The organism is Mycobacterium persicum, assembly GCF_002086915.1.
Classification (GTDB): Bacteria; Actinomycetota; Actinomycetes; order Mycobacteriales; family Mycobacteriaceae; genus Mycobacterium; species Mycobacterium persicum.
Map to the genome: position 1 here is coordinate 2610379 of NZ_MWQA01000001.1, position 26110 is coordinate 2636488.

At 66.9% G+C, this 26110-nt stretch carries 20 protein-coding genes and 4 pseudogenes; 17 read left to right on the plus strand and 7 right to left on the minus strand.

The genetic code is table 11. The annotated features are described in order from the left end of the window. The first annotated feature begins 467 nt into the window (after window positions 1–467). Window positions 468–2011: pseudogene (locus tag B4U45_RS11835) on the plus strand (adenylate/guanylate cyclase domain-containing protein). Window positions 2012–2166: 155 nt separating this feature from the next. On the opposite strand, the gene B4U45_RS11840 reads toward B4U45_RS11835, so the two are convergent. Together B4U45_RS11840 and B4U45_RS11845 are read right to left on the minus strand one after the other, a co-directional pair. After that, window positions 2167–3414 (minus strand): PPE family protein, encoded by a 1248-nt coding sequence (locus B4U45_RS11840; protein ID WP_083156090.1) that lies wholly within the window; start codon window positions 3412–3414, stop codon window positions 2167–2169. Window positions 3415–3429: 15 nt separating this feature from the next. Beyond that, the gene (locus B4U45_RS11845; protein WP_075549844.1) at window positions 3430–3729 is read right to left on the minus strand and encodes a PE family protein; all 300 of its coding nucleotides are present in this window, start codon (window positions 3727–3729) and stop codon (window positions 3430–3432) included. Window positions 3730–4844: 1115 nt separating this feature from the next. Between B4U45_RS11845 and B4U45_RS11850 the strand changes: the two genes are divergently transcribed. The 3 genes from B4U45_RS11850 (at window position 4845) to B4U45_RS11860 (ending at window position 7123) form a co-directional block, all read left to right on the plus strand. Beyond that, on the plus strand, window positions 4845–5144 hold the full coding sequence (locus tag B4U45_RS11850; protein WP_075549845.1) for a PE family protein: 300 nt from the start codon (window positions 4845–4847) through the stop codon (window positions 5142–5144). Window positions 5145–5160: 16 nt separating this feature from the next. Further along, the gene (locus B4U45_RS11855; RefSeq protein WP_075549846.1) at window positions 5161–6315 is read left to right on the plus strand and encodes a PPE family protein; all 1155 of its coding nucleotides are present in this window, start codon (window positions 5161–5163) and stop codon (window positions 6313–6315) included. Window positions 6316–6376: 61 nt separating this feature from the next. After that, on the plus strand, window positions 6377–7123 hold the full coding sequence (locus tag B4U45_RS11860) for an SIMPL domain-containing protein (protein WP_075549847.1): 747 nt from the start codon (window positions 6377–6379) through the stop codon (window positions 7121–7123). A 3-nt stretch (window positions 7124–7126) separates the two neighbouring features. Here B4U45_RS11860 and hpt read toward each other — a convergent pair whose 3' ends face one another. Genes hpt through dacB form a run of 4 tightly spaced genes read right to left on the minus strand, consistent with a single transcriptional unit; the run spans window position 7127 to window position 11156 of the window. Next, window positions 7127–7723, minus strand: a complete 597-nt coding sequence (gene hpt, locus B4U45_RS11865) for a hypoxanthine phosphoribosyltransferase (protein ID WP_162877329.1) — start codon at window positions 7721–7723, stop codon at window positions 7127–7129. Window positions 7724–7762: 39 nt separating this feature from the next. Beyond that, complete coding sequence (gene tilS / locus B4U45_RS11870; RefSeq protein WP_075549848.1) at window positions 7763–8734, minus strand: tRNA lysidine(34) synthetase TilS; 972 nt, start codon at window positions 8732–8734, stop codon at window positions 7763–7765. After that, the gene (locus tag B4U45_RS11875) at window positions 8713–9774 is read right to left on the minus strand and encodes a zinc-dependent metalloprotease (protein ID WP_075549853.1); all 1062 of its coding nucleotides are present in this window, start codon (window positions 9772–9774) and stop codon (window positions 8713–8715) included. The genes tilS and B4U45_RS11875 overlap by 22 nt, the downstream gene beginning before the upstream one ends. Continuing rightward, a complete protein-coding gene (dacB, locus tag B4U45_RS11880; RefSeq protein ID WP_082275694.1) occupies window positions 9771–11156 on the minus strand; it encodes a D-alanyl-D-alanine carboxypeptidase/D-alanyl-D-alanine endopeptidase in 1386 nt (461 codons plus the stop codon). Before dacB ends, B4U45_RS11875 begins: the two co-directional genes overlap by 4 nt. A gap of 186 nt (window positions 11157–11342) precedes the next feature. Between dacB and B4U45_RS11885 the strand changes: the two genes are divergently transcribed. Further along, a complete protein-coding gene (locus B4U45_RS11885) occupies window positions 11343–11831 on the plus strand; it encodes an inorganic diphosphatase (RefSeq protein WP_075549850.1) in 489 nt (162 codons plus the stop codon). A gap of 9 nt (window positions 11832–11840) precedes the next feature. Here B4U45_RS11885 and B4U45_RS11890 read toward each other — a convergent pair whose 3' ends face one another. Next, window positions 11841–12911 carry a DUF475 domain-containing protein gene (locus tag B4U45_RS11890; protein ID WP_075549851.1) on the minus strand — a complete coding sequence of 357 codons (1071 nt, stop codon included), beginning with the start codon at window positions 12909–12911 and terminating at the stop codon, window positions 11841–11843. A gap of 210 nt (window positions 12912–13121) precedes the next feature. Between B4U45_RS11890 and B4U45_RS11895 the strand changes: the two genes are divergently transcribed. The 12 genes and pseudogenes from B4U45_RS11895 to B4U45_RS11950 all read left to right on the plus strand — a co-directional run. Further along, a complete protein-coding gene (locus B4U45_RS11895; protein WP_219859403.1) occupies window positions 13122–14306 on the plus strand; it encodes a PPE family protein in 1185 nt (394 codons plus the stop codon). Between the two features lie 6 nt (window positions 14307–14312). Further along, a pseudogene (locus B4U45_RS11900) lies at window positions 14313–14423 on the plus strand (type VII secretion protein EsxI); the annotation flags it as partial. 728 nt (window positions 14424–15151) lie between these two features. Continuing rightward, window positions 15152–16858, plus strand: a complete 1707-nt coding sequence (locus tag B4U45_RS11905) for a PE family protein (protein WP_075548954.1) — start codon at window positions 15152–15154, stop codon at window positions 16856–16858. A 220-nt stretch (window positions 16859–17078) separates the two neighbouring features. Further along, window positions 17079–17609, plus strand: a pseudogene (locus B4U45_RS11910) (PPE family protein); the annotation flags it as partial. A gap of 34 nt (window positions 17610–17643) precedes the next feature. Then, window positions 17644–18795, plus strand: a pseudogene (locus B4U45_RS11915) (PPE family protein). 54 nt (window positions 18796–18849) lie between these two features. Continuing rightward, complete coding sequence (locus B4U45_RS11920) at window positions 18850–19146, plus strand: WXG100 family type VII secretion target (protein ID WP_075548952.1); 297 nt, start codon at window positions 18850–18852, stop codon at window positions 19144–19146. A 14-nt stretch (window positions 19147–19160) separates the two neighbouring features. Then, window positions 19161–19445 carry a WXG100 family type VII secretion target gene (locus B4U45_RS11925; protein WP_075548951.1) on the plus strand — a complete coding sequence of 95 codons (285 nt, stop codon included), beginning with the start codon at window positions 19161–19163 and terminating at the stop codon, window positions 19443–19445. A gap of 65 nt (window positions 19446–19510) precedes the next feature. Further along, on the plus strand, window positions 19511–20794 hold the full coding sequence (locus tag B4U45_RS11930) for a hypothetical protein (protein WP_116671289.1): 1284 nt from the start codon (window positions 19511–19513) through the stop codon (window positions 20792–20794). 35 nt (window positions 20795–20829) lie between these two features. Continuing rightward, window positions 20830–21525, plus strand: a complete 696-nt coding sequence (locus B4U45_RS11935; protein ID WP_075548949.1) for a glycosyltransferase family 2 protein — start codon at window positions 20830–20832, stop codon at window positions 21523–21525. Then, entirely contained in the window at window positions 21522–21860 is a 339-nt protein-coding gene (locus B4U45_RS11940; protein ID WP_023368557.1) for a DUF2304 domain-containing protein, read from the plus strand. The genes B4U45_RS11935 and B4U45_RS11940 overlap by 4 nt, the downstream gene beginning before the upstream one ends. Window positions 21861–22081: 221 nt before the next feature. Beyond that, window positions 22082–24979, plus strand: a complete 2898-nt coding sequence (locus B4U45_RS11945; RefSeq protein WP_075548948.1) for an ATP-binding protein — start codon at window positions 22082–22084, stop codon at window positions 24977–24979. A gap of 144 nt (window positions 24980–25123) precedes the next feature. Next, window positions 25124–26110: PE family protein (locus B4U45_RS11950; protein WP_219859404.1), on the plus strand; the 987-nt coding region annotated here is incomplete at its 3' end.

The window sequence follows — 26110 nt, forward strand, 5'->3', positions numbered from 1 at the left end:
GGCTGGCCGGGCCGCCCACGCTCCTGGCAATCGATGCTGGATCCGCGCCGATGCCGTGACGGCGTTGGCACGCGGGCACAACGGCCGCACGCCGATAGCCATCGACGTCGCGGCGAGCGACCACACCGTCGTCGCGACCGCTCGGCGCCCGGTGACCTGGACGGTTACGGAGTCGTTGAGGCTGGACAGCTTTCGCTAATTGGTTGCACCGCCGACCGCTCGCAGTCCGGTTGACGCCCCGCACTCCCAACCGTCGGCGACGCTCAGTACTGTCGTCGTCTCCGATGTGGATCGCGCCATCCGGTCGATCACCAGGATCCGGCAGCACCGACTCCGCATTTGAGAACCCCGAATGCCTTTGCCGACAAGCTATTTGATGCAAGCGCACGGTGAGCGGCCCGCAGCACGTGCCGTCGGGCTGCGTGATCCGCCACGCCTTGCGCTCGCGCCAATTACGGCTCGACGCCGTGGCGGAAACGTCGTACGCATCCTGCGGTGATCTCAGCCTGGCGTATCAGGTATTCGGCGACGGGCCGGTCGAGCTGGTCTGGGCCGGGTCGTTCGCAAGCCACGTCGAGCTGTATTGGGCGATGCCCGAATTCGGGTCCCTTATGGAAAAGCTGGGCACGTTCGCCCGGATCCTCTTGTTCGACAAGGCCGGGGTGGGGCTGTCGGATCCCGTCCCAAGAGTTCGCACCCTCGACAAACGAGCAGCCGAGATCGAGGCCGTCATGGACGCCGCCGGCTTCGGCAAGGCCGCCCTTCTCGGTGTGAGTGAGGGCGGCCCGGCCGCGATCCTCTTCGCCGCGACGCGACCGGAACGTACCCGGGCGTTGATCCTCACCGGTACGACGGCGTACAACGCCGCCCAGAGTTGGGATGACCTGGAGTGCGACCCGGCGCAGCTGCGGGCGCGCGTGGTCCGTGAGCTGGGTGAGGACTACGTGGCGTCGCTGGAATGGATCGCCCGGACCCAGGAATTCGGCCACGCCATCCGGTCCGCCTGGGGCAATGGCACCGCACTCAAGTGCGTCCTTTCGTCGATCCGGTCAACGCGCCAGCTTGGAATGTTGAAGCGCCTGTGCGCCAGTCCGGGGATGGCGCGGGCGACGGCCGAAGCGGCATTCCGGATCGATGTCAGGGCGATTCTGCCGACGATCACCGTGCCGACGCTCGTCCTGTATGCCCGGGAAGACCCTGGCGTGCCGGTGCAGTCGGGCCGGTACCTCGCCGATCACATTCCCGGCGCGCGCATGGTTGAACTCGAGGGCGCGGACCACGCGCCCTGGTTCACCGATCCCGACAGGGTCGCGACCGAGATCGAGGAGCTGCTCACCGGCAGCCATACCGCACCGGCGCAGTCACATCGAGCCCAGCGCACCGTGTTGTTCACCGACATCGTCGCCTCGACGGAACGCGCCGCGGCCATGGGCGACGAGCGGTGGCGGGCGGTACTGAAGCGCTTCGGTGAGATCACTGCCGAACTCACCCATCGTTTCGGCGGCACGGTGGTCAAGAGCACCGGCGATGGGCATCTCACCACGTTCGACGGCCCGACACAGGCCATCCGGTGCGCGGAAGCGTTGCGCGCTGGGGCCGAGACGGCGGGCATCGAGATCCGCATCGGCGTCCACACCTGCGAGTGTGAACTGCTGGACCGCGACATCGGCGGGATCGCGGTACACATCGCGGCGCGAATCCTCGGGCACGCGGGGGCGGGCGACATCCTGGTCTCCTGCACGGTCCGTGACCTCGTGGTCGGCTCCGGCACCGGTTTCCAGGACCGCGGCAACGTTGAGCTGCGCGGTGTACCCGGCTCCTGGCAACTCCTGGCGGTCGAGCGTCACGGCGCGCGGGCTGGATCGGCCGAGGCGCAATTGGTGTCAACTCCCACGCCCGGCCCGCGCTCCGCGATGCGCCGGTCGGATCGCGCAGTGGCGGTGATGGCGAAACGGACACCGTGGTACTGCGCGGGATGGCCCGGTTGGCTGCGGCCACCGGTTGCAGATAACCGAGTTGCGTTGAGCCGCAACACGGTTAATCCCACGACCGTTGCCACATGGAAAGCCGGGCATCACCGACGATCAGGCGTCATCCATCGCCACTTCGCGCAAGATCCGCCTCGGCTACGGCGCGCTACAAAGAACTGCCTCTTGCCCCACTCCGTCATCCACCGGCCGGCGGCTGTGGCACCACGGTCGGCTTGAATCCGTATCGGGGAGCAGCGAAGTGGGCCGCCATGCCGCGGCCGACGCCAGAACCAGGCATCACCGGCATCCCGCCGAACGCGCTTGCGGCGGGTTCTGCCGCCGCCGCGGCGCCCAGGTTGCTGATCGTCACGATGGGGTTGGCCGCCCCGACCGTGTTGGCCCAGGAAGCCGGGACCGCCAATCCGCCGACTGACGCCGCCTTACCGACGGCTCCCGCTATGCCACCCAAGCCACTCGGAAGGGCCGCAGGCAATGCCCCTGCCGCGGCTTTCGCCGCACCTTCGGCGGCCTTGGCGGCCGCTTCGGCGCCCTCGCTGGCCCACTTCGGCAGGTCGTGCGCGAGACCGAAGTAGTCCTTCATCTGGGTGACCACGAGCCGAGCCGGAGAAACCCACCTATTGAACACGTCCATGGGCAAGCTGCCGTCCACCGTTGCCGAACCGGTCAAGCCCTCAACCACATCGCCGAACAAACCGGCCACGACGATGCCGTCGCCGTTGGAGTTCCAGGTGTGCCCGACGAGGCCGAGTGCTGCCAACGGATTGCTGAGCCAGGGCGCTTCATTCGTCAGACCGGCCATCTGCAACAGCGAGTTGGTGATCTGGGTCATTCCTTGCGCAGGCGCCGACGTGCTCACCGCTTGCGCCACCGCATTAGCCTGGGCGACAACCCCGGCCAGGTTGACCGTCGGCGTCGCCGGGCTGAACGGCGTCAATGTGGTGGCTTGCGCCGCTGCGCCGGAATAGCCATACATCGCGGCCGCGTCCTGGGCCCACATTTCGGCGTATTGCGCCTCCGTCGCCGCTATCGCCGCGGTGTTCTGGCCGAGAAAGTTGGTGGCCAACAACGCCATCATCAACGCCCGGTTGGCCGCGACCTCTGCCGGCGGCACCGTCGCCATGAACGCCGCCTCGTAGGCGGTCGCGGCGGCCACGGCCTGGCTACCCGCCTGCTCTGCCTGTGACGCGGTGCTCCTCAGCCACGCCACCTGCGGCATGGCGGCGGCCACCATGGATGCCGCCGACGGCCCCTGCCACGGCCCGTCGGTCAGGGCGGTGACCAGCGCGTCATAGGAGGACGCGGTGGATTGCAGTTCGGCAGCCAGGGCATCCCACGCAGCCGCTGCAGCCAGCATCGGCCCCGAACCCGGCCCGGAATACATCAGCGCAGAGTTGATTTCCGGTGGTAACTGTGCGAAATCCATGACTTTATCGGTCTCCTAGCCGATGGTGGCCGCGTTGGCGGCCTCGGTAGCCGCGTACGAGCCGGCGCTGATGCCCAGGGTGGTCGCCAACTGCTCCTGCACCGCTACGGCCTGGGCGCTGATCTGCTGATACATCTGTGCATGCGTGGCGAACTGCGTGGCGGTCAGCAGCGACACCAGATCGGCCGCCGCTGGAACCACCCCGGTCGTCGGGCCTGCCGCGGCGGCATTCCCGGCACGGACCGCAAAGTTGATGGATTGCAGTTCGGTAGCGGTTGCAGCCAGCATGTCCGGCTGCGCGAGCATGATCGACATGAATTTCCCTTCCCCAATTTCACTTTGCGTCAACGACTTTCACGGATGGTGACGCCGCTCATCGCTGAAGCACATCGCAGGACACGGTAGGCCAGTCAGATAGGAACAACACAGGTTTCACCCAGCCTGTTCACTGCTGTGTCGATAACAATTCATTTGCTGAGGCAAAAGCGCAGGGCCGTTGGCCCTATTCTATGAAACATATCTGAATCAAATATGATTTGAGTTTGATATGAAGTTCTGGGCGACGCCGGCAAACACGATACGGTAATGGGTTCGGATAGCGTATGCGCGCCGCCGTTGACCGTCCGGCTAGCGCGTTATCGAGCCCCAGATCCACAACAGATGCGCCGTACTTGCTGGACACACTGCTATCTGAGTCGCCATGCCACCCCGGGAACCAATCAAGATGCGCCCACCAAGGTGAGAGTTATGGTCGCGGAGGCTCCGCCACTGCGGGTTGGCACGCGGCGATAGTGTCAGCGGGCGGAGCCGGTCCGGTGCACCAACGCGGTCGCGCTTTACGTCTCAGATTTTCGGCGGGATTGCGGGTTCAGAAATTTGCTGTCGGAAATTGTTGCTCAATGTGCGGTCCGGGTTCGCGAAGCAACCAGGGCGGATGCCGCCGTCGCCGAGCCGGCTTGCGACCCGGCTCACCCGCCGCAGCCATCCCCCATCATTGGACAACTACGGTTGACAAAAATCATGTCCTAGTGCTACCTTCGCATCCAGCATCGTTGTGATCGGGCTCACGATAGGTCCCGCTCCCGACGGTTGCCAATGAGCTCGCACTAGTCCAGGAGGCATGGGTATGCGCTCCGTACCAAACGGCCCGGCCGTTCGCAACGCCGGTGCGAGATCGAACGACAACACCATCCACGGCCCCTAGACCAGTACGTCGACGCCGAAATCTCCGCACCGGCGACGGTCTAGTTCAGCGGTTTGCTCACAACGGCTTTCGTACGAAAGCGTCACTCTCCGACAACGAAGTCGCACCAACATAACTGTACCCCAAGGACATTCGGCAGGGTACGGCCAATCGGGCTTGACGGCGTCGTCGCCGCCGATGCCCATTCAACTACCCGCCTTGACACGTCGCGGAGGTTTAGTCACTAATGTCGATTCTCACCACAGAGCCGGAAATGCTGCGGTCAGCGGCGACCAAGCTGCAAACACTCGGCTCGTCGATGATCTCCCGTAACGCGGCTGCGGCCGCTGCGACGATGAATGTGATTCCGCCTGCTGCCGACGAGGTTTCGGTTTTGACCGCGATGCATTTCGCGGCACACGCGAAGGCGTTTCAGGCGGTCTACACCCGGGCCATCGCGATTCACGAGGCGTTTGTCGCGACGCTCGCGGCTTGTGGGGATTCGTACACCGCCGTTGAGGCCACGAATAAAGTCGGTTTGGCGTAGAAAAGCTAGTGCCGCAATGGATTACGCGCTATTGCCGCCGGAGGTCAACTCCGGCCGGATGTGGGCCGGCCCCGGCTCCGGCTCGCTGCACGCGGCCGCAGTCGCCTGGGATGAGATGGCCGCCAATCTCTACGATGCGGCCAGTTCGTATGGGTCGATGCTGGCCAACTTGGCCATGTCATGGCGAGGACCGTCGGCGACGAAAATGGCGGCAGCAGCAGCGCATTTCGTGGCATGGCTGACGGCGAACGCTGCCGAAGCAGCGCGCGCCGGACGGCATGCGCGGCTGTTTGCAGAAGCCTACGAGATCGCGCACCTGATGACGGTGCCGCTGGCCGAAGTCCTGACCAACCGGCTCGTGCACCACGTGCTGATCGCCACCAACTTCTTCGGCCAGAACACCCCGCTGATCATGCTCAACGAAGTGGATTACCTGCGGATGTGGGTTCAGGACGCCGCCGCCATGTATGCATATGCCGAAGCGTCGGCCGCCGCATCACGACTGACACCGTTCACCGCGCCGGCGCCGACCACCGATCCGGGCGGACTCGCCGGCCAGTTCGCCGCGCGCGCGGTCGGTGCCACACACGCCTCGGGTGAGGTGCTTCAGCATGTGGCGCGGCTGCACGAGCTGACACCCTCGGCACTGCAGGCACTCGCTTCCCCGGCCAGCTCCAGCACTTGGTCGAAAGTGTGGACCGCGATAACCGACGCCGCGAGTGCGATGCGGAAGACGACCGAGTGGGGACTGCTGGGGGGCAAGGTGGCGTTCGAACCAACCATCTTTTCCCTGTCCGTCATGGACGGGATGAACATGGGCAGCATGATGCAAAGCTTTGCGACCAAGGCGCTGGCCAAGGCCGCGATGGGTGGTGTCGCCGCGGCGACCCACATGGTGCCCATCACCGCCCCGGCTCACCAGATCAGCGCGGCGTTGGGCAGCGCGGACTCGATCGGAAGGCTGTCGGTACCGCCGAGTTGGGCCGTCAAAGCCCCGGCAATCCTTCCCGGCGCCGACCTGTCGCCCGGCGCGGTCGCGGCCGATCCGGACTCCGGAACGCCGTGGGTCCAAATGGCCATGTCCAGCCTGGCTGGAACCGGGGTCGCCCGCGCGGGTGCCGCGCCGATGGCTCGGACAAGGTTCATCCCCCGAACGCCCGCCGGCGGTTAGCAGAGCCGAAGCGACGGCGCGGATTTCGCTTCCCGGCGCCGCAGCGGCGCTAGGGTAGCGCATGCCGTTCACACAAAGCGCCCCACAGGTCGTCCGCAAGTCGGTTGCCCTGGCCGTCGCGGGCCTGGTCGCCGCGTCGCTGTCAGCGTGCGATTCCCACGTTGCGTCGCCGCCCGGGGCAAATCCGCGTCAGGTGACAGTTTTCGGGTCGGGGCAAGTGCAAGGTGTTCCGGACACGTTGACCGCCGACGTCGCGATCGAGTTCACCGCGGCCGACGTCACCAGCGCGATGAACCAGACCAACGACCGCCAGCAGGCGGTGATCAATGCGCTGGTGGGAGCGGGGGTGGACCGCAAGGACATTCGCACCACGGAGGTCAGCCTGCAACCGCAGTACAGCAGCGCGGAGCCGGGCGCAACGGCCACGATCACCAGCTACCGCGCCGACAACGCGATCGAGGTCAAAATTCACCCCACCGATGCCGCCTCGCGGCTGCTGGCACTGATCGTCAGCACCGGCGGTGACGCCACCCGGATCAGTTCGGTCAGCTATTCCATCGCCGACGACTCGCAGCTGGTGAAGGACGCGCGGGCCCGCGCCTTCGACGACGCCAAGAACCGTGCCCAGCAGTACGCGCAGTTGTCGGGGCTGCGCCTGGGCAAGGTGCTGTCGATCTCCGAGGGCTCCGGTTCCGCACCGACGAGGACTGCCCCGGAGGCGCCGCCGCGCGCGGCGACGCCGGTGCCCCTGGAACCCGGCCAACAGACGGTCAGGTTCTCGGTGACCGCGGTGTGGGAACTGGACTAGGCGTTATTGATAGACCCGGGGGTCCAGCGTCCCGATGTATGACAGGTCGCGGTAGCGCTCGTCGTAGTCCAGGCCGTAGCCCACCACGAAGTCGTTGGGAATGTCGAAGCCGACGTAGGCGATATCGACGTTGGCTCCCAGCGCATCAGGCTTACGCAGCAGCGTGCACACCCGCAGCGACCTGGGATGGCGGCTCTTGAGGTTGCGCAACAGCCAGGACAGCGTCAGACCCGAGTCGACGACGTCCTCGACGATCAGCACATCACGGTCGTGGATGTCGCGGTCGAGGTCTTTGAGGATGCGCACCACTCCCGACGACGATGTCGAGGACCCGTAGGAACTCACCGCCATGAATTCGAACTGGGTGGGCAACGGAATCGCACGTGCCAGGTCGGTGACAAAGAGCACCGCGCCCTTCAGCACGGTGACCAACAACAGATCCTGGCCGGTCGTCGCGGACACCTCGCGATAGTCGTCGCCGATTTGGGCGGCGAGCTCTGCGATGCGGCGCTGAATCTGCTCCTCGGTGAGCAGCACGGACTTGATATCTCCCGGGTACAGCTCCGCTATCTGTCCCGGGAAGGTCTCAGCCACGACCACAGCGTAGCGACGTCGACCGACCGGCAACCAAGGCAGTCGTCAAATCGGTTTCGCGACAGGCTCGAGCCGCAAGGACAGCACGCCGTCACGTCGTCCCGCGAACAATCGCTGACCCCGAGATGCCGACCCGACCGCCACGCCACCCTGGCCGTGCCAGTCGGTGACCAGCGCGTCGACGCCGCGGATCTGTTTGTCGGTTAGCCCAGTCGCGCCGCCGGCCAGCAGCCAGCTGCGGATCACCCGGCGTCGCACCGGGCCCGGCAGCGCGGTCAGCGCCGCGGTGTCCAGGCCCGCACCGGCAGTCGCCGCGGTCAGAGCGGCGGCGGCAATCGCGTCGATGAGATCGGTGTCCTCGCGCAACGCCGTCGCGGTGCGGGCCAGCGCCTCGGCCACGCCGCCGCCCAAGACGTCCTCCAGCAGGGGCAACACCTCGTGGCGCAACCGGGTCCGGGTGAAGCGCCGGTCGCTATTGTGCGGATCCTGCCAGGCGGTCAGGCCCAGCTCCCGGCACGCGGCATGGGTCACGTTGCGACGCACCCCCAGCAGCGGCCGGCACCACGGCGGATCGTAGGGACGCATGCCGGCGATCGACCGGGGCCCCGAACCACGGCCGAGCCCCAGCAGCACCGTCTCGGCTTGGTCGTCGAGCGTGTGGGCCAACAAGACCGGACCGTCGCGGCGGGCCTCCAGCGCGGCATAGCGAGCGGCACGCGCCGCCGCCTCCAAACCTCCGTCAGTCCCTACCTGGACGCAGACCACCTCGACGTCCCGACAGCCCAACGAAATAGCTTGTGCCCGTGCGGTTTCGGCGACCGAAGCCGAATCCGGCTGCAAACCGTGGTCGACGATCAGCGCGGTGGTGGGCCGCAGTCGCGCCGCAACAGCGGTGAGCGCCAACGAGTCCGGGCCGCCGGACAGCCCGATGCACCACGGCTCGGCGGAGCCGAGGTAGTGGGCGACGAATTTCTCGACAGCCCTGCGCAGCTGCGCTACAGCACCCGGTCGATCCATCGCCGCGGGTTTTCGATCTCGGCCGGCAGGGGCAGTGTCTGCGGACCCGTCCAGATCGTGTTGAACCGTTTCATCCCGACCCGGCCCACCACCTCGTCGACGAACGCCTTGCCGCGGGTGTACTGACTGAGCTTGGCGTCGAAGCCCAGCAGGGCCCGCAGCAGCCGCTGCAGCGGCGGTTGCTTACGCTGACGCCGCTCGTCGAAGCGGCGTCGGATGGTGGCCACAGACGGCACCACCACCGGCCCCACCGCGTCCATCACATGCTCGGCGTGGCCTTCCAGCAGCGTGCCGAGCACCAACAGCTGATCCAAGGCATGGCGCTGCGCCTCGGACTGCACGGCGCGCACCACGCCCAGAATGCCGGACACGTGGCCGCCGGAATCGTCGGACGAGTCACCGCGGTTGCGGACGAAGTCTGCCAGCCGGCCCACCACCTGACCGAGATCGTCGGCCGGTTCCCGGGTGAGCAGACCCAGCGCTTCCTGCATGTAGCCGGCCAGCCAGGGGTTGGCGGTGAATTGCACCCGGTGCGTGACCTCATGCAAGCACACCCACAGCCGGAAATCCGAAGGGTCGACCCGCAGTTGCCGCTCGACCGCGATGACGTTGGGATACACCAGCAGCAGACCGCCTATTCCGGCGCCGTCGGCGGCGGCAAACGGGTCGTACTGGCCGAGGATGCCCGAGGCCACGAACGCCAGCACCGCCCCGGTCTGGGCGCCGGTGACCCGGCCGGTGAGAAACCCCCGCGGCCTGTCACTGCCGTTGGTCATCGCCCGCATCGATTCGGCGGCAGCCCGCACCCATGCGGGCCGGTCCAGGACGCGCGCCGGCGGCACCGCACCCGAGGTGATCAGCCCGGTCACGTCGCGAACCGGCGGTTCTGCCTGCTCCGCGGCCCGCATCAGTTCGCCGATCACCTGGCGGCGGGTGTATTCGGTGGACGGCGGGCCAGGGCGGGCCAGCCGCTCCCCCACCGTGGCCGCAAATCGCCAATCGACGGTGTTGCCCAGGGTCAACTCCGAGGGTGCCGTCACGTCGTGCACCCGCAGAACCACAGTTTGGTCGCCAGGGCGTCCATCGCGTTGCGACCGTTCGGCCCGGCATCGTTGGACAGGAACGCGAACGTCAGCACCCGTCCGCTGCTGTCGGTGAGCACACCGACCAGCGAGTTGATGGCCGTCAACGAGCCGGTTTTGGCCCGCAACCAGCCGGCCGGGCCCAGGTTGGTGGCCCGGTCGAGGAAGCGCTCCCCCAGCGTGCCGCTGCCACCGGCAATCGGCAGCAGATCCAGCAGCGGGCGCAACGCCGGTTGGTCCGGGCCCGCCGCGGCCTGCATCGCGCCGTCGAGCGTGCGGGCGGTGAGCCGGTCGTTGACCGACAACCCGCTGGAATCTGCCAGCGCGGCGCCGGCGGTGTCGATGTGTGCGCTGTTGAGCCGGATGAGCACCGCGTCGACCGCACCGGTAAAGCTCTGCGGCCGGTTGATGGCGGCGGCCACCTCACGGGCGATGCACTCGGCCATCACGTTGTCGGAGGCGTTCATCATCTGGGACAGCCGTTGGATCAACGGCGCCGACTGCACCACGGCCAGCTGCCGCGCGCCGGCCGGCGCCGAGGCGATCGTCACCGCCGCCGGGTCCACGCCGAGCGCTTTGGCCAGCTCCCGTCCGGCGTCCAGTGCCGGGGTGCGTGACCGCCGCGAGTTGACGGTCGTGGGCTGGATCCGGCCGGCGTCGATCATGGCGGCCTCGATCGGGGCGATGTCACCGTTGTCGACGTCGGCCGGGTCCCAGCCCGGCGCCATGGTGGGGCCGGTGAACGCCGAGATGTCGACTTGCACCGCCGTCGGCGTCATGCCGCTGCGGCGGATCTGCTCGACCAGGTCACTGATTCGCGCCGCGCCTCGGTACCAGGTGTCGACACCCGGGGGCGCGGCCGACAGCGTCGGGTCCCCGGCACCCACCAAAACCACCGGCCCCTGGCTGTCGCGGGTGCCGGCCACCACCCGAGTGCTGACCCGGGCTTGTCGGTCCAGGGTGAGCAGTGCCGCCGTCGCGGTCAGCACCTTGTTGGTCGACGCCGGGATCAACGGCACGTCGTCGAGCTGGCGCCACAGTTCCTGGCCGGTCAAGGCGTCGGTGACCCGGCCGGCCAGCCTGCCCAGGTTGGGGTCCGCCGCCGTCTGGGCCAGCGCCGCGGCCACCCCGGCCGCGCTGGGCGCCGGAGCCGTGTCCACCACCGGTGTCACCCCCGGCTTGACCGTGGGCGGGCGCGGTGGCGGGACCGGCGGGCGCGCACCGGCTCCGTGACCACCGGTCGTGAAGAACGCCGCGGCCGCCACCACGGCGGCGACAAACGCCAGCACAGCCACCCCGACGAACACGTGGGTGGTCTTTCGCCAACGTTTGGGACCCATGACTCTCCTGCCTTACAGCGTCCTTTCCCGGTCCTTTCCGTGTCCCATTGTGCCGAACCGGCCACGGGGCAGCGCTGCGGTATCGCTGGACTAGGGTGTAGCCGCGACGGCATTCGACCTACTCAAGCCTCTCCCGGGCCTTGCTTATCCACGCTTATCCACTCGCTTATCCAAAGGAGCCACGCGGTGCAATTCGACGTGACCATCGAAATTCCCAAGGGCCAGCGCAACAAGTACGAGATCGACCACGAGACGGGCCGGGTCCGCCTGGACCGCTACCTCTACACCCCGATGGCCTACCCGGCCGACTACGGCTTCATCGAGGACACCCTCGGTGAGGACGGCGACCCGTTGGACGCGATGGTTCTGCTGCCCGAGGCGGTGTTCCCGGGGGTGCTGGTGGCGGCCCGGCCGGTCGGAATGTTCCGGATGGTCGACGAGAAGGGCGGCGACGACAAGGTGCTGTGCGTCCCGGCCGACGACCACCGCTGGGACCACATCCAGGACCTCGAGCACGTTCCGGCCTTCGAGTTGGACGCGATCAAGCACTTCTTCGTGCACTACAAGGACCTGGAGCCGGGCAAGTTCGTCAAGGCCGCCGACTGGGTGGGGCGCAAGGAAGCCGAAGCCGAGGTGCAGCGCTCGGTGGAGCGATTCCAGGCCACCGGACACTGATTTCGGGCATCACCTGGCGATTCGCCGGTTGCGCAGCACGCTGTTGGTGACGGCGGCCGCGATGAAGACCACCCCGATCGAGGCGGTGATCCACTCCGGCAACTGTAAGCCGTGGTCGACCGATATCAGCATGATCACCGCAAGAGCCCCGATCGCCCAATGCGCGCCGTGCTCGAGGTAGATGTAGCGGTCCAGGGTTTCTTGGCGGACCAGATAGATGGTGATCGACCGGACGAACATGGCGCCCACCAGGCCGAGGCCCAGCGCAATGATGATCGGGTCGCTGGTGATCGCGAAGGCTCCGGTGACACCGTCGAAGGAAAAAGACGCATCGAGCACCTCCAGATAGAGGAAGAGGGTGAAGCCGGCTTTGCCGACCGCCCCCGCTCTCTCGACGTCCGACGCCGCCGCTTCCGGGGGCCGGAACGCCCGGCTCAAACCGTTGACGACGAGATAAGTCACCAGACCAAGTAACCCGGCGATCAGCACGGTCGCCCGATCCTCACCCGAATGCGTCAACTCCGTGCCCACGAGGACCAGCGCAACGCACGCCGCCACCACCGGCACCTGCCCGAGCCGGCCGACGCGGGCGAACGGCGCTTCGATCCACTTCAGCCACTTGATGTCTCGGTCGTGAAAAACGAAGTCCAGGAACAACATCAGCAAAAACATGCCGCCGAACGCCGCAATCTGCGGATGCGCGTCTTTGATCAGCTTTTCGTAGCTGGGCGAGCCGTCCGGAAACTCCAGCGCGCCGTTGGGCGGCGGATTGAGCGCCAGGTCCAGCGCATGTACCGGGTCCAGCCCGGCGGTGACCCACACGATGGCCAACGGAAACACCAACCGCATCCCGAACACCGCGATCAGAATCCCGACAGTCAGGAACATTTGCTGCCAAAACCGGCTCATCTGCTTCAGAATTGTGGCGTTGATGATGGCGTTGTCGAACGACAGCGACACCTCCAGCACCGCCAACACAACCAGCAAGAACAGCGCCGTCGGCCCGCCGTGCCAGTAGCCGATGGCTAGCGCGCCCGCGGTGAACAGCAGCGACAACCCGAAAATGCGGATCGTTGTCATGGTTCCTTTCCGAGCGCCGCCCGGAATGCTGCGGCCGGATATCGGCTTGACGACGGCGGCGCGGATACCGACTGGCCGCCCATTTCATTTTTACCCAATAGCCGCTCAATGAATCCCTGAAAGGCTTGTCCGCAACCGCGCGGCCTGGTCGCAAGCTCTCGTGGGCACGCTGAGCGGCCACCGCGCCGCAACGTTGTGAAGGAGCATCCCTTGTCAGATTTTGCGTGGTTGCCGCCGGAGATCAATTCGGCGCGGATTTTTGCTGGTGCTGGCGCGGGGCCGTTGTTTGCGGCGGCGGCGGCGTGGCAGGGGCTGGCCGCGGAGTTGGCGGGGTCGGCGTCGTCGTTTGATGCGGTGATTGCGGGGTTGACGGGTGGGCCGTGGGCGGGTCCGGCGTCGGTGTCGATGGCGGCGGCGGCGGCGCCGTATGTGGGGTGGTTGAGCGCGGCCGCGGCGCGGGCGGAGACGGCGGCGGCGTCGGCGGCGGCGGCGGCGACGGCGTTTGAGGCGGCGGTGTCGGCGACGGTGCATCCGGCGGCGGTGGCGGCCAATCGGGGGTTGTTGGGGGCGTTGGTGGCGACCAATTTCTTGGGGCAGAACACGCCGGCGATTGCGGCTACTGAGTTCGATTATGTGGAGATGTGGGCTCAGGATGTGGGGGCGATGGTCGGCTATGACGCGGGGGCGGGGGCGGCGGCTGCGGAGTTGATGCCGTTTAGTGTGCCGCCGTTGGATTTGGCGGGGTTGGCCTCGCAGGTGGGTGCGCAGGTGGCCGGGTTGGCGACGACGGCTACGGCGGCGGTGTCGCCGGCGTTGCAGGGTGCGCTGGCGGGGGTTCCGGGGGTGGTGACCGGGTTGCAGTCGTTGGCCTCGTCGCTGCCGTTGTCGTCGGTGATGCAGGTGGCGCAGTTCGCGGCGCAGCCCGCCAGCATGATGCTTGGGCCGCTGATGCAGTTGGGCAGCACGGCCAATGCGGGTACGGCGGGGTTGGCCGGGGCGACGGCGTTGGAGGGTCTGGCTGATGCGCCGAAGTTTGTCGGTGATGTCAATCCGATGAAGGGCCTCGGCGGTGGCGCGGGTCTGGGTGCGGGTATTGGCGCGGACTTAGGTAAGGCGCGGTTGGTGGGGGCGATGTCGGTGCCGCCGACCTGGGAGGGGTCGATGCCCAAGGGGTTGTCGTCCGCAGCCATGGCGGGGTTGGGTGGTATGCCCAATGCGGCGGAATTGGCGGCTGCCGCTGGCGGCAGTGGCGCGGGAATGCCGATGATGCCGATGCCGATGGGTGCCGGTGGTGCCGGGGCGGGGATGCCCGGCGGAATGATGGGCCGTGGGGGGGCCAATCCGCATGTGGTGCAGGCGCGCCCGAGTGTGATCCCGCGCACCGGGATCGGGTAGCGCCGGGACTTTTGGGGCGCGACCTGCCGGGAGTTCATCACCCAGCTGGGCCGCAACTTCCGGCTGATCGACGAACAAGCCAACGCCCACGGTCAACAGCTACAAGCCGCCGGTTCTGCGCCTAACCAGCTGGTGCCGGGCTCGACCAGCTACCACGGCAGCTATTTGCGAAGGGAAATCTCAGCAAAGAGTTACGCAACCAACCGTGGCGCCCAGACGGCTAATGCTGCACGGCGTGGCTTCCTGATACGGCAGGAACACAATCAGGATCGTCGGCACCGCCGCAATGGCTTGGGCATCGGCCAAGGCAGCAGATCACGCGGGCCGCGTCTGATGTTGCGGGACCTTCGATGGATGTCGGCCCGCCACTTCTGATTTGACGAGCAGTTGTCGTCTGCCGCGGGTGCACCCTCAACACCGGGCACCGAATCCCGGTGGCGATACACATTGCCGTCCGCTGGGTGCACCGTTGGTGTCGTGACCGTCTCGCGCTCCGCGTCGGCTTCGACACTCGTTAACGCCTGCCAGCGTTGGCCATAACCCGTACAGCAATCCGACCTTCCTACATACAGCAAACCTGCAAAGAACTTGTCGATGCTCCCCGCGATCCGAGTTGCGACGATCGCGTCGCGATCCTTCGTAGGCACCCGCGATGGACGCCCCATGCGGACTTCGATATCCGGGCAACCTCCGCCTCGCCTGCACGCATGCATTTCTTGGACATTACTTGGACGTAACTGGCAGGTTGCTGTGAATTCTCCCATGTTACTCACGAGTTAACTACGTTAGACACTTGACAAATAGTGGCCCGCTGTCTACCGGGCGAGGAGTCGAAGGAGTCGGATATGTCGTATGTGATCGCAACGCCGGAACTGGTACTGGGCGCGGCCCAGGATTTGGCGGGGATTCGTTCGTCGCTGGCCGAGGCCATCGCGACTGCCGCGAGCCCCACGACCGGGATAGCTGCGGCGGCCCAGGACGAAGTTTCGGTCGCCATCGCGTCCATGTTCGGCAACTTTGGCCACGAATTTCAGGTACTCAGCGCCCAAGCGCGGGCGTTTCACGACCAGTTCGTCAACGTGATGAACGCAGGTGCGGGCGCGTACCTGAGCGCTGAAGCCGCGAACGCCGAACAGGCGCTACTCGGTGGTGGCACCGGCGGAGTTGCTCAGATGCTCGGCAACCTGGGCCGGCAGGTCGGCGGCGCCGTGATGGCCGCGGAGTCCGCCGCTCGGCAGGTCGCCGGCGAGGCCGGAAGTACCCTGAACCGCGCCGTGACCGCTATCCAGAGCGGGGGCGCTACGGCGCTAGGGTCGGGTCAGATCCAGGCCGACATGCGAGCCGTTTCACAGGCCGTCGCGACCGATCCTGCTCGGCTTGCGGGCCAGATTCAGACTGGCGCACAAGCCATTTCGCAGTCCATCAATGGACTTCAGACGGAGCTCGGAGCGCTCCCGACAGGCGGGTTGCCCGGGCTGACCACCGGCCTGGCCACGTTTGGCGCCACGGTCGCCGGCCCGTACCAAACGCTCTTCACCACGACTGCCGCCAATCTGCAAAGCCTACAAAGTGCCATCGCAGCGAACCCGCAGCCGTTCCTGCATCAGTTCCTCAGCAACCAGATCGGTTACCAACAGACGCTCGCCACCGCGCTCCGAAGCGCCATTCAGAACTTCCCCGCTTCCGTCCAAGGTCTGTTGTCCACTGATCCGGCGGCAGTCCTGCAGGCGCTCGTCAACCAACAGATCGGCTACTCCCAGACGATCAGCACCGCCCTGCACAGCGCCGCCCACGACTTCGATGCCGGGTTGGCGGCCCTGCCGGCCGCCTTCCAAACCGCCTTCCAGGATTTTGCGGCCGGCAACGTCTCGGGTGCGGTCGGCGATATCGCGACCGGCTTCGGCAATTTGTTCCTGACAGGTTTCGTCGCTGGCCCCATCCACGGTGGCGTGATCCCGGTCACGCCGGTGGGCACTTTGGGAGATCTCTTACCCATCCTCGCCATCCCCGGACAGATGGCGCAGAGCTTCACCAACCTGCTACCGGCCACGTCCATTCCGGGTCAGATTTCGCAGAACGTCACCAATGTGATCAACACGCTGACCGACACCTCTCAGGCGTTGAACATCAATACCAGCGTCCTTCACGTCGGGTTGCCGCTGGTAATGACTCTGGGCGCGATAGCTCCGGCGATCACCACAGTAAACGCGTTGGGATCCAGCGTGAATGCGTTTATCAGCGCGGCGCAAACGGGGAACATCCTTGGCGCCGCCACCGCATTAATTGACGCTCCGGCGGTGGTTGCGAATGGCTTCCTCAACGGCCACGGGTCACTCACCATACCGGCGTTCCTTACCGGCGTCGAGGTGGACACCAGTGTCCCGCTTGGCGGGATCCTTACTCCATCGGAATTCGCGTCACTTTCCATCCCATTGTTCGGGTTAGGACCCTTCCCGCTCAGTGGCACCGCATTCGGAGGCGTCGTTCCCGATTTGTTCACCTTCCTGCCCGAACAGCTTGCGGAGGCAATCGGTGCGCCCGTGCCCATTTAATTCTTCTTCTTCTTCCGTCATCTGGCCTAGCCTCAGCAGCGCTGTGGGGTGGCCGGCTTACGACCCTTAAAAATTCCGTGTGGCGGAGTCAACACCTCACTATTGCGCTTCGCGTACCGGCATGCGGTGTGACCGAAAAATTGGAGGCAGCTACGACGGAATTGGCAGGTATCGGCTCGGCGCCGGTTCATAAATCTTTCAAGCAGAAAGGACGACGGTAATGAACTATTCGATGCAGCCGCCAGAAATCAATTCAGCAAAAATCTATACCGGTGCCGGCTCGGGTCCGTTGCTGACCGCCGCGGCGGCCTGGGACGGGATGGCCTCCGAGTTGAGCTCGGCGGCCACCGCGTTTGAGTCGGTGACGTCGGGGCTCACCGGCATGGCGTGGCAAGGCCCGGCTTCGGCCGCGATGGCAGCCGCAGCAGCCCCATACGCCGGATGGCTCAGTACGTCGGCCGCCCGAGCGGGGCATGCAGCTGCACGAGCCCAAGCTGCGGCCGCCATCTACGAAGCAGCGCGGGCGGCGACGGTGCATCCGCTATCGGTCGCGGCCAACCGCACCGAGCTGGTATCGCTGGTGAGGTCGAACCTATTGGGCCTCCTCGCTCCCGCCATCGCCGCCACCGAAGGTGACTACGAGCAAATGTGGGCCCAGGATGTGACGGCGATGGCGGGCTACCACGCCGGGGCTTCGGAGGTGGCCGCGCAGTTACCGTCGTGGCGGCAAGCGCCGCAGAACCTGCCGGGCTAGGCGGCCGCGTGGGTAGCGATCGGGGGTTGCGATGGTTCCGGAGTTTGCCGGGTTGCCCCCGGAGATCAACTCGGCACGGATCTTTGCCGGCGCCGGATCGGGACCGCTGCATATGGCCGCGGCGGCTTGGAATACGTTGGCCGCCGAATTGGCAGCATCGGCGGCCTCGTTCGACTCGGTCGTTACTGGATTGACCTGTGGGCCGTGGGCAGGTCCAGCAGCGGTGGCGATGGCCGCAGCGGCCACGCGTTATGTGGGTTGGCTCAATGAGGCGGCGGCACAGGGGGAGCGGGCGGCGTCCACAGCTAGAGCGGCGGCGACGGCGTTTGAGACGGCGATGTCGGCCACGGTGCATCCGGCCGCGGTGACGGCCAACCGGATGCTGCTCGGGGCTTTGGTGGCGACAAACTTCCTGTGACAAAACACCCCCGCGATTGCGGCAACTGAATTCGACTACATGGAAATGTGGGCCCAGGACGTGGCCGCGATGGTGGGCTATCACGCCGGGGCGACATCGGCGGCCGCGGCGCTGACGTCGTTTAGTGTGCCGCCGCTGGATTTGGCGGGGTTGGCTTCGCAAGTCGGTGCGGGTATCGCTGGGATGGCGTCGGCGGCCCAACATGCGGTGGCAACGGCTCCCTCCTTGCTGAGCGGGGTCCAGTCGTTGACTTCAGTGGTTCCGGTGTCATCGTTGACGTCGCTAGCCCAGATGGCGATGTATCCGGCCAGTATGCTGATTTCCCCGCTGATGTCGTTGGCGCAGAGCGCCAATCCGAGCACGGCGGGATTGGCACGTGCGGCGGCGGGGGCGGGTGCTGATGTTCCGAAATTTGTCGGTGGCACCGCTCCGGCCTTAAAGCCGCTGGGCGGCGGCGCGGGGATGGCCGCGCAGTTAGGTAAATCGCATTTGCTGGGGGCCATGTCGGTGCCGCCGGCCTGGCAGGGCTCGATGCCTAAGGGGATGGCCAGTGCGGCGGTGGCGGGGTTAGGTGCCATGGCAAGTCCTGCGGCGACGGCGCCGGCAGCCACGCCGGCTGGTGGGGGGATGCCGATGATGCCGATGCCGATGGGGATGGGTGGTGCCGGTGCGGGGATGCCCGCCGCGATGATGGGCCGCGGTGGGGCGAATCCGCATGTGGTGCAGGCGCGCCCGAGTGTGATTCCGCGCACCGGCGTCGGATAGGGCGGGGGTGATCGGTCGCGCAGTTTTCAGCCACGATTGACGGGACACAAGGTAATGACCACCCGGTTTATCACCGAACCGCATGCGATGCGGGATATGGCGGGTCGGTTCGAGGTGCGTGCGCAGACCGTCGAGGACGAGGCGCGGCGGATGTGGGCGTCGTCGCAAAATATTTCCGGGGCCGGCTGGAGTGGGTTGGCCGAGGCGACCTCGTTGGACACCATGGGTCAGATGAATCAGGCGTTTCGCAATATCGTGACCATGTTGCACGGGGTGCGTGATGGGTTGATCCGCGACGCCAATAACTATGAGCAGCAAGAGCAGGCGTCGCAGCAGATTTTGAGCAGTTAGGAAGGATTTCGGCGATGACGATTAATTACCAGTTCGGTGATGTCGATGCCCATGGGGCGTTGATCCGGGCGCAGGCGGCGTCGTTGGAGGCCGAGCATCAGGCGATCGTGCGTGATGTGTTGGCCGCCGGGGACTTCTGGGGCGGGGCCGGGTCGGTGGCCTGCCATGAGTTCATCACCGCGTTGGGCCGCAACTTCCAGGCGATCTACGAGCAAGCCAATGCGCACGGCCAAAAGGTGCAAGCCGCCGGTTCCAACATGGCCCAAACCGACTCAGCGATCGGATCCAGCTGGGCCTAACCAGCCTCACGAATGCCGGCGCCCGGCCCGCCTAATATGTGCGAACGTGGCACGCATCGGGTCGGTTGGCCGTTAATGCGGCCACGGTGACCGACGTCAGCGGTACCCCGGGCACGGCCCCCGCACCCGGCGGGCCGATCACCCGCGGCAGCGTGGCGCGGGTCGGCCTCGCCACCGCCGTCACCGGGCTGTGCGGCTACGCGGTGATCTACTTGGCCGCCCGCAATCTCGCGCCAGACGGCTTCTCGGTCTTCGGGGTGTTCTGGGGCGCTTTCGGGCTGGTCACCGGGGCAGCCTTCGGATTGCTGCAAGAAACCACCCGGGAAGTCCGGTCGATGCACTACCTGGACGTATTGCCGGACGGCGGTCGTATTCATCCGCTGCGGGCCGCCGCACTGGTCGGCGTCGCCGCAGCCGTCGTGATCGCCGGGAGCGCGCCGCTGTGGAGCGCGCGGATGTTCGTCGAGGCGCGGTGGCTGTCGGTAGGACTGCTCAGCGTCGGGCTGGCCGGATTCTGCCTGCACGCCACGCTGATGGGCATGCTCGCCGGGATGAACCGGTGGACCCAATACGGGGCGTTGATGGTGACCGACGCGGTCATCCGGGTTGCGGTGGCCGCGGGCACGTTCGTTCTTGGATGGGGTCTGGTCGGCTTCCTGTGGGCCACCGTGGCCGGCTCGGTGGCCTGGCTGATAATGCTGGCGGCGTCGCCCGCCACGCGGGTGACCGCACGTTTGCTGACACCCGGCAGCATCGCCACGTTCCTGCGGGGCGCGGCTCATTCGATCACCGCGGCAGGTGCCAGCGCGATCCTGGTGATGGGTTTTCCGGTGCTGCTGAAGCTGACCTCCGACGAGCTGGGCGCCCGGGGCGGCGTCGTCATCCTGGCGGTGACCTTGACGCGAGCCCCGCTGCTGGTGCCGCTGACGGCCATGCAGGGAAATCTCATCGCCCATTTCGTCGACGAAAGCACTCACCGGATTCGCGCGCTGCTGGCTCCGGCCGCGGTGATCGGCGGCGTCGGCGCGATCGGGGTGCTGGCGGCCGGCGTGGTAGGCCCCTGGCTGCTGCGCGCCCTGTTCGGGGCGCAATACCAGGCCAGCGGCGCGCTGCTGGCCTGGCTGACGGCCGCCGCGGTGGCGATCGCCATGCTGACGATCACCGGTGCCGCGGCGGTGGCGGCCGCGCTGCACCGGGCGTATTCGCTGGGCTGGGTCGGCGCGACGGTGGCCTCCGGCTTGATGCTGTTGTTACCGGTGCCGCTGGAGACCCGCACGGTCGTCGCGTTGTTGTGTGGCCCACTGATAGGCATCGGTGTTCATCTGGCGGCGCTGGCGCGTAGCCGATGATCAGTGCAGACCCAACGTGTAACTTGTGGACTTAAATGACCTCGCATTACCCCGACGTCTGGATCGTCATCCCCGCCTTCAACGAAGCCGCTGTGATCGGCGACGTGATTGCCGACGTGCGGTCCGTCTTCGACCACGTCGTCTGCGTCGACGACGGCAGCACCGACGGCACCGGCGACATCGCCCTGAGGGCCGGGGCCCATCTGGTACGCCATCCGGTCAACCTGGGCCAGGGCGCAGCCATCCAGACCGGCGTCGAGTACGCCCGCAGCCAGCCCGGTGCTCAGGTGTTCGCCACGTTCGACGCCGACGGCCAGCACCGCGTCAAGGACGTGGCCGCCATGATCGACCGGCTGTCCGCCGGTGACGTGGACGTGGTGATCGGGACGCGCTTCGGCGGCTCCGTGACCAACCGTCCACCGCTGCTGAAGCGACTCGTGCTGCAGACCGCGGCGCGGTTGAGCCGACGAGGACGGCGACTGGGCCTGACCGACACCAACAACGGGCTGCGGGTGTTCAACAAGACGGTGGCCGACGGCCTGAACTTCACCATGAGCGGCATGAGCCACGCCACGGAATTCGTCATGCTGATCGCCGAAAACCATTGGCGGGTAGCCGAAGAGCCCGTCGAGGTGCTCTACACCGAGTATTCGAAGTCCAAGGGCCAGCCGCTGCTCAACGGCGTCAACATCATTTTCGACGGGTTCTTGCGAGGAAGGATACGGCGTTGAACTGGATCCAGGTGTTGCTGATCGGGTCGATCGTCGTCCTGCTGGTGTACCTGCTGCGGTCGCGCCGCAGCGCGCGCTCGCGGGCGTGGGTCAAGGTGGGCTACGTGTTGTTCGTGCTGGGCGGCGTCTACGCGGTGCTGCGGCCGGACGACACGACGGTGGTCGCACACTGGTTCGGGGTGCGCCGCGGCACCGACCTGATGCTCTACGCGCTGATCATGGCGTTCAGTTTCACCACCCTGAGCACCTATATGCGGTTCAAGGACCTGGAGTTGCGCTACGCACGGTTAGCGCGGGCCGTCGCGCTCGAGGGCGCCCAAGCGCCGCAGGCGTGACTGCGACGCAGCACCGCCGGATTCAGTAGTTCGGCGAATTCAGTCTCCTAACGGCCTGGTCAATTCGTCGGCGTCACCGACCTGCTGGGTGTACATTGCCGCTCAAGTCCAGGTGTTTCGCGGGCTCTTCGACTTCGCCTTGAGGTCACCGGGAGTTGCCGGCGTTCGCCCCTGATGTTGCCCGGCGCAGCTGCGCGCGGCGTGGGGAGAAGGTGCACTGAATGTCAGTCGAGTTCTGTTTGCTCGGCGACGTCGCGGTGCACGTCGACGGGCAGCGGCTCGACATCGGTCACGCGCGCCAGCGGTGCGTACTGGTCGCGTTGCTGGTCGACGTCAACCACCCGATTGCGGTGGACCATTTGGTTGATCACGTGTGGTCGGATCACCCGCCGCACCACGCTCGAAACTCGTTGGCCGGGTATGTATCTCGACTGCGGAACCTGTTTTCGGATACCCCGGGCGTAGCGCTTGCCCGGGAGCCGGGCGGATATGTGCTGAGCACCGACGCACTGTCGGTGGACCTGCATCGGTTCCGGCATGTGGTGCGTCAAGCGCGGGGCTGCCAAGATCCGCTGCAAGCCGCAGACCTGTTCGAACGCGCCCTGGGCGGCTGGCGTGGCGAGCCGTTTCCCGCGCTGGACACACCATGGATCAACAACCTGCGCAGCACTCTGTTGGGCGAGCGGCTGTCGGTGGTGTTGGACCGCAACGACGTCGCACTTCGCGTCGGACGCCACAGCGAGGTGCTGGTGGAACTCACCGCGGCGCACGCCGCTCACCCGCTCGATGAACGCCTGGCCGGACAGCTGATGCTGGCCCAGTACCGCAGCGGCCGACAGGCGGATGCGCTGGACACCTACCGGCAGATGCGGCAGCGACTTGCCGACGAACTCGGCGTCGACCCCGGCGCCTCGCTGGACCAGGTGCACCAGCAAATTCTTACCGGCGACGAGCAGCCGCCGGGCCGCGCGCCGACGCCGCACCTGGTGGTGGATCGGCCGCATTCGCCGCTGCTGCGCCGAGCGACAAGCTTCGTCGGCCACAAACACGAAGTGGCGCGCGTGATCGAGTCGATGGCCGAAGGTCCCCTGGTGACGTTGACCGGAGTCGGCGGCGTCGGTAAGACCCGGCTTGCGCTGGAGGTCGCGCGGCGTGAGCAGGGCCGTTTCAGCGAAGGTGTAGCCATCTGCGAACTGGCCCCGCTGGAGCATGGCGCAGCGGTCAGCCACACCATTGCGACAGCCTTGCATCTGCAGCAACAGCAGGGGTTGGGCATCGAAGACTCGGTGATCGAATACCTGCGCGCCCGCGAGGTGCTTCTGGTCGCCGACAACTGCGAGCATGTCGTGGAAGCGGTCGCCAATCTGCTGGCGCGGATCATCCAGCACTGCCCGAAAGTGGCGGTGCTGGCGACCAGCCGCCAACCACTTGCGATCGATGGCGAGCGGATTGTGGTCGTCCCACCGCTGACGGTCGACGATGCCACCCACTTGTTTGCCGATAGAGCCCGAGCGGGCCGGCCGGATTTTCATCTCCAAGATCAGCCTGAAGGCGCGGTCGCGGAGATCTGCCGGATGGTGGATTGCCTACCGCTGGCAGTGGAGCTGGCGGCGGCCCGCATGCGGATGATGAGCAGTACCGACGTCATCCGCCGTCTCGACACCCTTGGTGTGTTGCGCGGCGGCGCGCGGGGCAGCCTGCCGCGCCAGCAAAGCATGGCCGCCGCGATCGACTGGTCGTATCAACTGCTCACCCAGGCTGAACAAGCGCTGTTTGTGCGGCTCTCCGTCTTCGCCGGGAGCTTCGACCTGGATGCCGCGCACGGCGTGTGCGGCTCCGACGGCGACGTCGCAGAGGACACCCTAGACCTGCTCGCCGGTCTGGTCGACAAGTCGATGGTGGTGGTGCGCAGCGTCACCGACCGGACTCGCTACGGCATCCTGGAAACCCTTCGGGCCTTTGGCCGCGAGCACCTGCGCGAAGCCGGACTCACCGATACATATGCGGCCCGGCATGCGACCTACTACACCGAACTGGCCGAGCGGGCCGCAACCGGATTGCACGATAGCCAGGAGCAAGAGTGGGTCGAGCGGATGATGCCGGACTACGACAACCTTCGCGCCGCGTTCGAACGCGCGATGGCCGACAGCGCCACCGACCTTGCCCTTCGTCTGGTCGCGGCATTACCCGAGCTCCTTGGACTACGCATTGGCTACGAAATGGCCGAATGGGCCGAACGCCTGATCACGGTGACCCACCCCGAGCATCCGTTGTTCGCCACGGCTGTCGGGGTGGCGGCACGCGGCGCCTGGGCCCGCGGCGACTATGCCCACGCGCGGTCGCTGGCGGAGCTCGCGCAGGGCCGGGTGCCCGGCCCCGGTACGGCACGGGTGGCCTACCCGGCAGACGTGCTGGCCGACGTCATCTTCTTTGAGGGCGATTCGCAGTGGGCCCTCGATTACTGGGAAGGCGAGGTGACCCGCGCCCGCGGGGATGCCGACCCGATCCGGCTGGTGTGGACGCTGTATGAGATTGCGATCTGTTCGGGCGCGCTGGGCAAACCAGACTACGGCCTGCCGGCCGCGGAGGAGGCGGTGACGCTCGCCGACAGCACCGGCAACCCGACAGCACGGTCGATGGCCTACTTTGCCCTGGGTTACCTGCTCAAGAGATCGGAGCCGGTCCGCGCGACGGCCCTGTTCGACCAGGCGGCGCAGCTGGCTGCGGCGGTGCAGAACTTCTGGCACAGCGGCACCGCATTGATGTCGGCCGCGGCAACGCGCGCCGTACACGGTGATCCCGTCGAGGCGGCGCGGATGTTCATTGAGGTGCTCGACCACTGGGACCGCGTCGGCGACTGGTTCGAGCAAGGGGCGGCGCTGCGGTACATCACCCGGTTGCTGGTCCGCTTGGGCGCCGACGACGACGCCGCCTTCCTCCACTGCGCGTTTGTCAAGGCGGGCATGCCGTCGCCGTTGCGAGACGAACAATTGGAGGCCCTCATCGACCGCTTGGGCGCGAATCGATTCGAGGCACACCGCGACTCAGTCAGCGACAGCGCCGCGATGGTGGCTCGGGCTCGGTCGAGCCTGCAACGGTTCGTCACTCCCCCCGCATGATGCACTGACCAGGCCAAACGGCCCGCACAAGCGCATTTCATGATTCGTCAAGGCCTGCCGCACACCCTCCAGGCACCCTAGGGCCAGCAGCCGGCGCCCGCGCGCGGGCAATGCCGGCAGCGAAGCTAGGCGCTAGGAGGACCCATGTCGTTTGTCATCGCCGCACCGGAGGTGGTGGCTGCCGCAGCCGGTGATCTGTCGAGGGTCGGCTCTGCCCTCGCCCAGGCCAATGCCGCGGCCGCGGGACCGACGTTGTCGGTGCTGGCGCCCGCAGTCGATGAGGTGTCGACGGCGCTGGCCGCGTTGTTCGGTGACCACGCCGCGACATACCAGGCTCTCAGCGCCGAGGCGGCGGCATTTCACGACCAGTTTGTGCGCACCCTGCAGGCCAGCGCGAGCGCCTATGCGGCCACCGATATCACCAGCGCCGGGCAGCAGCTGCTTAATGCGATCAACGCGCCCACCATGGCGTTGTTGGGCCGCCCGCTGATCGGCAATGGTGCCGACGGCGCGCCGGGCACCGGTCAGAACGGCGGCGACGGCGGGCTCTTGATCGGCAACGGCGGCAACGGCGGGTCCGGCGGAACAGTCACCGTCAACGGGAGGACGAGTGGCTTGCCCGGCGGAAACGGGGGCTCCGCCGGACTGATCGGCAGTGGTGGACGCGGCGGGGTGGGTGGATCCGGCCAGCGCAGCGGGGCCGGCGGCAATGGTGGAAATGGCGGGCTGTTGTTCGGCCATGGCGGGGCCGGCGGGCCAGGTGGACTCGCCGCCAACATTGGCGGACCCGGGGGCAATGGCGGCGCCGGTGGGCTGCTGTTCGGCAATGGCGGCGCTGGCGGCGCCGGCGCCATCGCATCTGCCTTCAGTGGCAACGGCGGCAATGGTGGCGCTGCCGGCCTGATTGGCGACGGCGGTCCGGGGGGCGCCGGCGGGGTCGGCAGCCACTGGGGTGGCAACGGCGGTGTCGGCGGCGCCGCCGGCCTGATCGGCAACGGCGGGCTCGGCGGAGCGGGCGGGTTCGCCTCCAACCGCGCCGGCCTCGGCGCTGACGGTGGAGCAGGCGGACTTCTGATGGGCGACGGTGGTGACGGCGGCCACGGCGGCACCAGCAACGCCGGAACGGCGGGG

Bases quoted from the DNA above. Each gene is read 5' to 3' on its own strand.
- B4U45_RS11890 (WP_075549851.1), bottom strand. From the start codon at position 12,911: ATGACAACGATCCGCATTTTCGGGTTGTCGCTGCTGTTCACCGCGGGC.
- B4U45_RS11920 (WP_075548952.1), top strand. From the start codon at position 18,850: ATGACCACCCGGTTTATCACCGAACCGCATGCGATGCGGGATATGGCG.
- tilS (WP_075549848.1), bottom strand. From the start codon at position 8,734: ATGGATCGACCGGGTGCTGTAGCGCAGCTGCGCAGGGCTGTCGAGAAA.
- B4U45_RS11905 (WP_075548954.1), top strand. From the start codon at position 15,152: ATGTCGTATGTGATCGCAACGCCGGAACTGGTACTGGGCGCGGCCCAG.
- B4U45_RS11935 (WP_075548949.1), top strand. From the start codon at position 20,830: ATGACCTCGCATTACCCCGACGTCTGGATCGTCATCCCCGCCTTCAAC.
- B4U45_RS11855 (WP_075549846.1), top strand. From the start codon at position 5,161: ATGGATTACGCGCTATTGCCGCCGGAGGTCAACTCCGGCCGGATGTGG.
- dacB (WP_082275694.1), bottom strand. From the start codon at position 11,156: ATGGGTCCCAAACGTTGGCGAAAGACCACCCACGTGTTCGTCGGGGTG.
- B4U45_RS11840 (WP_083156090.1), bottom strand. From the start codon at position 3,414: ATGGATTTCGCACAGTTACCACCGGAAATCAACTCTGCGCTGATGTAT.
- B4U45_RS11850 (WP_075549845.1), top strand. From the start codon at position 4,845: ATGTCGATTCTCACCACAGAGCCGGAAATGCTGCGGTCAGCGGCGACC.
- B4U45_RS11945 (WP_075548948.1), top strand. From the start codon at position 22,082: ATGTCAGTCGAGTTCTGTTTGCTCGGCGACGTCGCGGTGCACGTCGAC.
- B4U45_RS11845 (WP_075549844.1), bottom strand. From the start codon at position 3,729: ATGTCGATCATGCTCGCGCAGCCGGACATGCTGGCTGCAACCGCTACC.
- B4U45_RS11925 (WP_075548951.1), top strand. From the start codon at position 19,161: ATGACGATTAATTACCAGTTCGGTGATGTCGATGCCCATGGGGCGTTG.
- B4U45_RS11860 (WP_075549847.1), top strand. From the start codon at position 6,377: ATGCCGTTCACACAAAGCGCCCCACAGGTCGTCCGCAAGTCGGTTGCC.